Source organism: Prosthecobacter sp. (genome assembly GCF_044373815.1).
In the GTDB taxonomy this organism is placed as follows: Bacteria; Verrucomicrobiota; Verrucomicrobiia; order Verrucomicrobiales; family Verrucomicrobiaceae; genus Prosthecobacter.
Window position 1 is genome coordinate 1 of sequence record NZ_JBIPNG010000283.1, and the last position, 8,608, is coordinate 8,608.

The window sequence follows — 8,608 nt, forward strand, 5'->3', positions numbered from 1 at the left end:
CAGTGCGGACAAGCCTTTCGACCGCTTTATCCGCGAGCAGATCGCTGGTGATCTGTTGCCCGCCGCATCACCGCAGGAACGCCGCGAAAATCTCATCGCCACGGGTTTCATCGTGCTCGGTGATGTGGACATCAATTCGATTGATAAACTGAAGATGGAATACGATTTCGTAGACAGTCAGGTCAGCAAGGTGGGCACCGCCTTCCTCGGCATGACACTCGGCTGCGTGCGCTGCCATGATCACAAATTCGACGCCATCGGCCAGCAGGATTACTACGGCATCGCGGGCATGTTCCGCAGCACCAAGACCACCTTCAGAACGAACCTCGGCATCTGGAGCAATGTCTATCGCGTCCCGCTGCCAGAGATGCCCGAAGACCGCGCCGCCGCGAGCGAGCACCAGAAGCACCTCGCCACTTGGCATCAAGAAAAGGACAAGCTCACCGCGGAGCTCAAACCGCTCGAAGCCGCGCTGAAGGACAAAGCCCACACCGAGTCTTCCGAAACCAAGAAGCATCGAGCAGAACTCAGCGTGCAGATTAAGACACTGGAAGGCAAGATCGCCCACGCCGAATACTTTGATCCAGGCAAGCCGCAAGCCCTCGCGGTGGCAGATGTGGCCGAGCCTGCCGACATGCGTCTAACCATCCGCGGCAATCCTTATGCGCTGGGAGATACCATGCCGCGCGGACTCGTGCGCGTGGCCATGTGGGCACCCCAACCGCAGATCCCCGCCAAGCAAAGCGGCCGCCTCCAATTGGCCGATTGGATCGCGGACGTGCGCCATCCGCTCACCGCCCGCGTCGCGGTGAACCGCGTGTGGCAAAAGCTCTTCGGCGAAGGTCTCGTGCGCAGCGTGGATTACTTCGGCATTCGTGGCGAGAACCCCACCCATCCGGAGCTGCTCGATTACCTCGCCCATCGCTTTATGAAGGAAGGCTGGTCGCAAAAGAAGCTCATCCGTCTCCTCGCCCTCAGCCGTGCCTACCGCATGACTTCCAGCGCGGGCGAAAATGCCCACGCCTCCGAAAGCGATCCCGAAAACCGCCTGCTATGGCACATGAACCGCCAGCGGCTCGATGCCGAGTCCATCCGCGATGCGATGCTCGCCGCAAGCGGGCGCCTTGCCGCGCCAGCCGGCGGCCCGGGCCTTCCATTGGAGTTTCCAGAGAACGTCAGCGGACTCCCACTCAAGCCGAAGAGCAACCACCCACAGTTCGCCATCAAAACTGAGCGCCCCTCGCAGAACTACGAGCGCACACTCTACCTGCCCGTCGTCCGCACCGGCACGCAGTTAGGCTCCGCACGCCTGCGCGATGTCTTTGACTTCCCCCAGCCCGCGCAGATCACCGGCAAGCGCAACGAGACCACCGTGCCCACCCAGTCCCTCTATCTCCTCAATGCCGACTTGATCCGCCAACGCGCCGCCGATCTCGCGGGTGATTTGCTCGCCACCACAAAGGACAGCGACCCCTCCCGCATCGCCCGCCTTTGGTTGCGTGTTTTGAATCGTCCCGTCACCCCTGCCGAGCAAGCCGACGCGCTCGACTTCCTCAAAGACACCAGCCATGGCACACCTGCGACGGCTGCGTGGACAGAGCTGGCCCGCGCCTTGTTCGGCACCAATGAGTTTCTCCTTCGGTACTGAGTTCAGTTGATTTGAATCCGCCATGACCGCCCCCTTTTCATCCCTTTCCCGCCGCGCCTGGTTGCAGCGCACCAGCGCCGGATTCGGCGCCATGGCACTGCATGGGCTGGCGCAGGGCGCCGCGAATCCGCTCGCCCCGCTTCCATCCCGGCTACAGGCCAGGGCCAAGCGTGTCATCTTTCTCTACATGGCCGGCGGTCCCTCGCAGATGGATCTCTTCGATCCCAAGCCGCTCATTCAGAAAAAACACGGCCACAGCGTCGCGGTGCCTCTGCCTGAGAAGGACAAACACGTCAGCACCGCCAAGCTCCTCGCGCTCGGCACGGAGATCCCCGTGCGCCCGCGTGGGCAATCCGGCGTCACCATTTCCGATCTACTGCCGCACACCGCTGCCATCGCGGATGAGCTATGCCTGCTGCGCGCCGTGCACGCGGATAACAACCAGCACGGCCCCGCCGCGCTCCAGTTCCACACCGGCGTCACCGCTGAGGCCCGGCCCTCCATGGGCTCATGGATCAGCTACGGCCTCGGCACCGAGAATCAAAACCTGCCCGGCTTCCTCACCATCCATCCCGGCATCGAGACCCGGCTCTACGGCTCCTCCTTCCTCCCCGCCGCGCATCAGGGCACGCCTGTCGTCCTTCCTGCCAAGGTTACCGATCCCGCCATAGACTTCCTCACGGATGCCACCACGGACAGCGCCACCCAGCGCCGCCGCTTTGATTTCATCCAGCGCATGAACCGCCGCCTCATCGAACACGATGCCGCCGATGTCCGCCTTGAAGGCATGGTCCAAAGCCTCGAAACCGCCTTCCGCATGCAGACCGCCGCCCCCGGCCTCGTGGACCTCTCCAAAGAGACCGAGGCCACCAAAAAACTCTACGGCATCGGTGGCAAGGCCACGGACAAAAACGGCCGCGCCTGCCTGCTCGCCCGCCGTCTCAGCGAGGCCGGCGTCCGCTTCGTGCAGGTGACCCTGGACGGCTGGGATCACCACGGCGACATCCGCGGAAATCTCCCCAAATCCTGCGCCGCCGCCGATCAACCCTGCGCCGGATTGATCCGCGATCTGCAATCACGCGGCCTGCTCGATGAGACCCTCGTCGTCTGGAGTGGCGAGTTTGGCCGCACCCCCTGGAGCCAGGACCTCAGCGGCACTTCCCCCATCGAAAAACACGGCCGCGAGCACCAGCCAGACAGCTTCTGCACCTGGATGGCCGGCGGCGGCGTCAAAGCCGGCTTCATGCACGGCGAGACCGACGAATTCGGTTACCGCCCCGTCGCCGGCCGAGTCCATCTCCACGATCTCCACGCCACCATCCTGCACCTCCTCGGCCTCGATCACGAACACCTCACCTGGCGCAAACTCGGCCGCGACTACCGCCTCACCGACGTCTCCGGCGAAGTGGTGCGCGAGATCATCGCTTAACAAAAAAAATAGGAGCCGCAGAGGAGAAGGAGAGCAAGGCGACAGTGATCAGAGTTTTCATCGATGGATTTGGTTTGAGTTGTGTGATCGGTAGAATTGCCGGTTATTCAAGCCAGCAGGATGGACGCTTCACCTTTGGTCCGATTCTTTCGGCATCCGCATCACCCGATTTCTACGCTCTGTCCCACTGCCGCCTCATAAATCTGGTGTAGCATGAAAGTCTGCTGTGCTCCGATCTTCTGGCCAAACTGAGCCGTGAGGTACATCCCCACCGCGATCAGAAGCATGAGGGTGACAATCCACAGCCCCCACGCCTGCATGCCCAGCCAGAACTGGCAGCCCCCCAGCACTCCAGAAAAAGCACCGACCGAGCCCACCAGCATGTATCCGTACAAAAAGGCCGCCCATACGTTCGTACTCGGGCCATAGGTTCCATCCACACGTGTTCTCCCTTCGCCTTCGGGCTCCAGGCTCAGGCTGAGACGTGGTGACCAGTATTGAGTGTCCTTTTCCACCACATGCAGGCTCACATAGCCCGGAAAACTTTTCACCTCACAACGGTCCGCAGGCTCGCGTACGTATTTTGTGATCAATTCCCCTGCCCCCTCCACATCGATGTCGATCACATGCGAAAAGCGGGTCGGAGACGAAAGCTGCTCATGATGCACAGGCTAGCGGATCGCTGGCGTCCGCGTCTAGCGCCTCTGTTGCGCCTGATTGTGCCAGTGTTATTAATGTCGGATTGCGAAACCTTTCTGAGACAGGAACGGAGGCGAAGGCCCTGCCTCGCACGCCAAGATCGACATGGTGAATCTCAAAATCCACGGCGTGATCAGCTCTGTAGTCGGATACACTGCCAAGATCGTCCAGATGGCACAATTCGAGTGCTTTGACCGACTTTGATTTTCTCATGCCTACCAAATCCACTTCCGCCAACTCCGCGAGCCTGAGCAAACCAACTCAGCGTTCAAAAAAAACCAACCAGCCTCGGAGGGCTTCCTCGGGCGATACGCCGACGAGTTTGACGGCTGCAGGTGTCAAAAAACATGTAGTGAGCAAGGCGGGGGTTCGTACAGAGACGCAGCGGGAGATGACCGTCGCGGAGATTTTGACAAAGATGACATCAGGGACTTCTCCAGGAGAGCCATTGGAGCAGATGAAGGCGCTTATCGCTGGAGCTTCTCCTGATGAGGCCAAGGCTCTGCGCCGGGCTTTGTTTGCGCCCGAAACGACCGGGCCCGAAGGGGTCGATCCCGATGCCGAACTCTCCCCTGGCTGGCGTGAGGGAGCGTATCCCTACCTCAATTTGCTCTCGCGAAAAAAATACGAGAAGCAGAAGTATCAACTCCAGGTGGAACTGCTGAAGCTGCAAGCCTGGGTGAAGGAAACGGGGCAGCGTGTGGTCATCCTCTTCGAGGGACGTGATGCCGCAGGAAAGGGTGGGGCCATCAAGCGCTTCATGGAGCATCTCAATCCCCGCGGTGCCCGTGTCGTCGCCCTGGAGAAGCCGAATGAGGTCGAGCGCGGGCAGTGGTATTTTCAGCGCTACATTTCCCACCTACCCACCAAGGGCGAGATCGTGCTCTTTGACCGCAGTTGGTATAACCGCTGCGGAGTGGAGCGCGTGATGGGCTTCTGCTCGGATGCGGAATACAACGAGTTCATGCGCCAAGTGCCCGAGTTTGAGCGCCACCTGGTCCGCAGTGGCGTGTTTTTATTTAAGTTTTGGTTCTCCGTCAGCCGTGAGGAGCAGCGCCGTCGTTTCAAAGAGCGCAAGGCGCACCCCTTGAAGCAATGGAAGCTTAGCCCGGTCGATCTGGCTTCCCTGGACAAGTGGGACTCCTACACACGCGCCAAGGAGGCCATGTTCATGAACTGCGACACATCAGATGCACCGTGGACCGTCGTGAAGTCCGACTGCAAGAAGCGAGCCCGACTCAATGTGATGCGCTACTTCCTCCATCGGTTGCCTTATACCAAGCAAAACATCGACCGCATCGGTCCGGTCGATCCGCTCATCGTCGGTCGTCCGTCCCTGGTGCCCAGCCGTGGCGACGACCAGCTCGCCAGCGCTGGAAATGGCTAGGCGGTGCTCATCGCACAAAACCTGCTTTCAATTGGGCAAGCAGCGGTGAGTTCGTGGGGCATTCTCATAGCAACCTGTGGGTTCATGAAATCCATCAAAATCCTTCTTCTCTCCCAGTCTGACATCATCCAGCTCGACCTGAGTCGCGATGACGTGCTCGGAGCGGTCGAACAGGCTATGCGTGAGCATTCCGCTGACAGCTACGAGATGCACCCGAAGATCGGTGTGCACCCCGCTGGCACCGACCCGGACTACTTCATCCACGCCACGCCAGCCTACCTCAAGCAGCTCGGTGCCTGCGGACTGAAATGGGTGGGTGGTTTTGCAAAAAATCCACCGCATGGCCTGCCCATTGTCACGGGCATCCAGGTCTGCAATAATGTGGATACTGGCATTCCTCTGGCCGTGATGGACTGCGCCTACCTCACTGGGCTACGCACCGCGGCCGTGAGCACCGTCAGCGCTTTGCCCTGAGCTGAGCATCGCATCTGCGGCGGCGTTGAAGCTGCGGGAAAAAGATGCCAGCACTGAAGTCGTATGACTCGATGTCCGTCATCACGTTCAGTCATCGAAACTTCCCCGCAGCTACGATTCTTCTCACCATGAACATGTCCACACGCCGCTCATTCCTGCGCACCACCGCCGCCGGATCATTGACTGCTGGTTTTCAAACGGCAGGAGCCGAAGATACGGCTCTCGCACCTCGCGCGCAGGTGGCGATCACGGGCGTTTACGGCGGTTATCTGTCGCAGATCCTCGCACGCGGTGAAAAGCCAGCGGACTACGGCATCAATGCGGTTTGGGTCGGTTCAGGCGGACTGAAGGCGGCGGAGATCGCGCAGCATCGCGCCATGGGGCTGAAGGTTTTTGCGGAGTTCAACTCCATGCATCACGCGGCCTTCTTGCGCGAGCATCCAGACGCCGCACCCATCGGCCCGGATGGAAAGCCGAGCCCGGCACACAATGGCTGGCAGGGCGTGAGCGCCCACCACGCGGGCTACCGTCGTGAGCGCATGCAGGAGTTTCGCCGGGTACTGGAGACCTTTGAGATCGACGGCATCTGGCTGGACTACCACCACGCTCATGCGAGCTGGGAGCAGGCCACCCCGCAACTGCCAGACACCGACTTCTGCCCGCAGGCTTTGGTGGAGTTCACGCGCAAGACCGGCCTCAAGCTGCCCGCAGAAGTGCCTGCCGCTGCCCGCCTGCTGCTCGGCGAGCAACGGCAGGCGTGGACCGACTTTCGCTGTGCGGTATTCACCGAATGGGTCCGCGAGTATCGCGAGATTCTCAACGCTACGCGGCCAGTGGCGCTGCTGGGCACTTTTCACTGCCCCTGGGACGAGAATGATCATGCCGGCGCCATGCGCCAGAAGCTGGCCATCGACCTCAAGGCGCAGGCCGCTTATCTCGATGTTTTCAGTATCATGCCTTACCACGCGCGATTCGGTCATGCTACGGACCCTGTCTGGGTCTCACGGCAGACGCGCCAACTGGGCGAGCACCTTGGCATCCGAGGCACCCCAGGAGAAAAGCATCGCATCTGGCCCATCGTGCAACTTGCCGACTGGGGCGAGGCCGTGCCCGTCGAACAGATTCGCGCCGTCATCGACCACGGAACACGGCTGCCCGCCACCGGCGTCATGGCCTTCCGCTGGGGAGGCTTTGCCAATGACTGGCCCAAGGTGGAGGCCATGGGTGCCGCCTACCGGGCACTGCGGTCAGGGAAGTGATGGAGTGATGCGCTCAGCCGTGAAAAATCGCGCGCGCGTCCTGGGTCATCTGCCGCACGGCGGGGTGCTCGATCATGCGTTTGCCGGTGATGGCATAAAATCGGATGCGGCAGGTATCGGCTCTTCCCACCACTTGATAGTTGTAGCAGGAAACGGCGTCGGCCAGTGACACGGCGGGCAGGGCGATGTAGCCGCGACCTTCCGCTGCCATGGTCTTCATGAGGGCGGGGTCGTCGAACTCAGCCACGACCTTGGGTTCGATCTGATGCTCGTGAAACCAGGTGTTCAGCGCACGCCGTAGCGCGGTGTTTTCTGTGGGCAGGAGGGCCGGGGCACCGTGCAGTGAATGGGGAAAACCGCGCCGGAGTCGCAAGCCAAGCTTTTTCTCCGCGCAAAACACGGTGCCCGTCTCCCCGAGCGCATGGCTGAAGGTCTTGAAGTTCGTGCTGCTGGATGCGGATTCGTCACTGAGAACGACATCCAGCCGGTGCACGGCAAGCTGCCCGAGCAGGTCGGGCAGTTTTCCCTCGCGGCAGATGACATGCACGGTCTGCGGCAGTGAGAAAACAGGGCCCAAGATCTCATTGGTGACGAGCTTCGGCAGCGAGTCCATCACTCCGACATTCAGGCGCACATTCATCGCGGAGGGGCCTTGTTTGATGACGCTGGTCAGCTCCAGTCCGAGAGCAAAAATCTGCTGCGCATAGATGAAGGCGGTTTTCCCGGCATCAGTCAGCGTCAGGCCGCGCCCCTCGCGGCGGAAGAGCTTCTCACCCAGGGCAGTCTCCAGCTCGCGAATCTGCTCTGAGATCGCGGGCTGTGAGATATGCAGCTTTTCTGCCGCATGTGAGATGGATCCCTCCTTGGCCACGGCCCAGAAGTAGCGGAGATGGTGATAGTTCAGTGAGTCCATGTGCAGCCAGACTATTCGGTTAAACCGATGATTCCACTCGGAAATGGATACTCGTTTGCTCTGCCGTGAAGTTCCAAAATGAAGTGTAGAAAACGATGACTTTATGAAGGCGAATTCTGATCCAACACCTGATGTAATCCATCCGAGCCACATCCTGGCTCCAGTGGATTTTTCCGAGCCATGCCTCCACGGGCTCAGCGCTGCGCTGGACTTGGTGCGGCGCTTTGATGCGAAGCTCACTCTCGTGCATGTGGTGAAGCATCAGCCGCATGGTTCGCATGTGGTGCTGGATGCCGTCGGCCTTCAGCAGGACTGGCAGCGCCCGGCGCGTGAGCAGCTCGCGGAGTTCGTGGCGGAGCATGTGCCTGCCGATGTGCCGGTGCGGCAGGTGGTGGCTGTGGGTAAACCTTTTCATGTGGTCGTGGAACTGGCCGCCGAGTTGGAGTGTGATCTCATCGTCATCTCAACCCATGGTTACACGGGTCTGGCTCATGTGCTGCTCGGCAGCAATGCGGAACGCATCATCCAGCACGCGCCATGTCCCGTGCTCGTGATGCGCGGACGTCCGGATGAAAGCAGGCCGGCGGCGAATGCCACCGCCTTCCGTTGGATACTGCTGCCCACAGACTTTTCTGAGAACTCACGCAAGGCCTTTCCGCTCGCCGCCGCTCTTGCTCGTGAGTTTGATGCGCGGCTGTTCCTGGCCAATGTGCAGCCCGCCATCGCGATGACGGGCGAGATTCCGCTGGTCTTTACAGAGCAGGAACTCGCCTCCCGGCACGTCAAGATCGAGGCTGAG

The 8,608-nt window shown here is 60.7% G+C and carries 8 protein-coding genes; 6 read left to right on the forward strand and 2 right to left on the reverse strand.

Annotation, left to right across the window (positions count from 1 at the left end):
* Window positions 1-1,648: DUF1553 domain-containing protein (locus ACIREA_RS20375; protein WP_397384183.1), on the forward strand; the 1,648-nt coding region annotated here is incomplete at its 5' end.
* Between the two features lie 22 nt (window positions 1,649-1,670).
* Window positions 1,671-3,077 (forward strand): DUF1501 domain-containing protein, encoded by a 1,407-nt coding sequence (locus ACIREA_RS20380; protein ID WP_397384184.1) that lies wholly within the window; start codon window positions 1,671-1,673, stop codon window positions 3,075-3,077.
* 161 nt (window positions 3,078-3,238) lie between these two features.
* Here the strand turns inward: ACIREA_RS20380 and ACIREA_RS20385 are convergent, their stop codons facing one another.
* Window positions 3,239-3,703, reverse strand: a complete 465-nt coding sequence (locus ACIREA_RS20385; protein ID WP_397384185.1) for a hypothetical protein — start codon at window positions 3,701-3,703, stop codon at window positions 3,239-3,241.
* 284 nt (window positions 3,704-3,987) lie between these two features.
* Between ACIREA_RS20385 and ppk2 the strand changes: the two genes are divergently transcribed.
* The 3 genes from ppk2 to ACIREA_RS20400 all read left to right on the forward strand — a co-directional run bounded on the left by ppk2 (window position 3,988) and on the right by ACIREA_RS20400 (window position 6,896).
* The gene (gene ppk2, locus ACIREA_RS20390) at window positions 3,988-5,163 is read left to right on the forward strand and encodes a polyphosphate kinase 2 (protein ID WP_397384186.1); all 1,176 of its coding nucleotides are present in this window, start codon (window positions 3,988-3,990) and stop codon (window positions 5,161-5,163) included.
* A gap of 84 nt (window positions 5,164-5,247) precedes the next feature.
* A complete protein-coding gene (locus ACIREA_RS20395) occupies window positions 5,248-5,637 on the forward strand; it encodes a hypothetical protein (RefSeq protein ID WP_397384187.1) in 390 nt (129 codons plus the stop codon).
* A gap of 44 nt (window positions 5,638-5,681) precedes the next feature.
* Window positions 5,682-6,896: a hypothetical protein gene (locus ACIREA_RS20400; protein ID WP_397384188.1), complete on the forward strand. Its 1,215-nt coding sequence runs from the start codon at window positions 5,682-5,684 to the stop codon at window positions 6,894-6,896.
* A 13-nt stretch (window positions 6,897-6,909) separates the two neighbouring features.
* Here ACIREA_RS20400 and ACIREA_RS20405 read toward each other — a convergent pair whose 3' ends face one another.
* The gene (locus ACIREA_RS20405) at window positions 6,910-7,809 is read right to left on the reverse strand and encodes a LysR family transcriptional regulator (protein ID WP_397384189.1); all 900 of its coding nucleotides are present in this window, start codon (window positions 7,807-7,809) and stop codon (window positions 6,910-6,912) included.
* Window positions 7,810-7,912: 103 nt separating this feature from the next.
* Here ACIREA_RS20405 and ACIREA_RS20410 point away from each other — a divergent pair.
* On the forward strand, window positions 7,913-8,608 hold a 696-nt coding region (locus ACIREA_RS20410), incomplete at its 3' end, for a universal stress protein (RefSeq protein WP_397384190.1).

Coding starts and splice junctions, on each gene's coding strand:
- ACIREA_RS20395 (WP_397384187.1), top strand. CDS start 5,248: ATGAAATCCATCAAAATCCTTCTTCTCTCCCAGTCTGACATCATCCAG.
- ACIREA_RS20400 (WP_397384188.1), top strand. CDS start 5,682: ATGCCAGCACTGAAGTCGTATGACTCGATGTCCGTCATCACGTTCAGT.
- ACIREA_RS20380 (WP_397384184.1), top strand. CDS start 1,671: ATGACCGCCCCCTTTTCATCCCTTTCCCGCCGCGCCTGGTTGCAGCGC.
- ppk2 (WP_397384186.1), top strand. CDS start 3,988: ATGCCTACCAAATCCACTTCCGCCAACTCCGCGAGCCTGAGCAAACCA.
- ACIREA_RS20405 (WP_397384189.1), bottom strand. CDS start 7,809: ATGGACTCACTGAACTATCACCATCTCCGCTACTTCTGGGCCGTGGCC.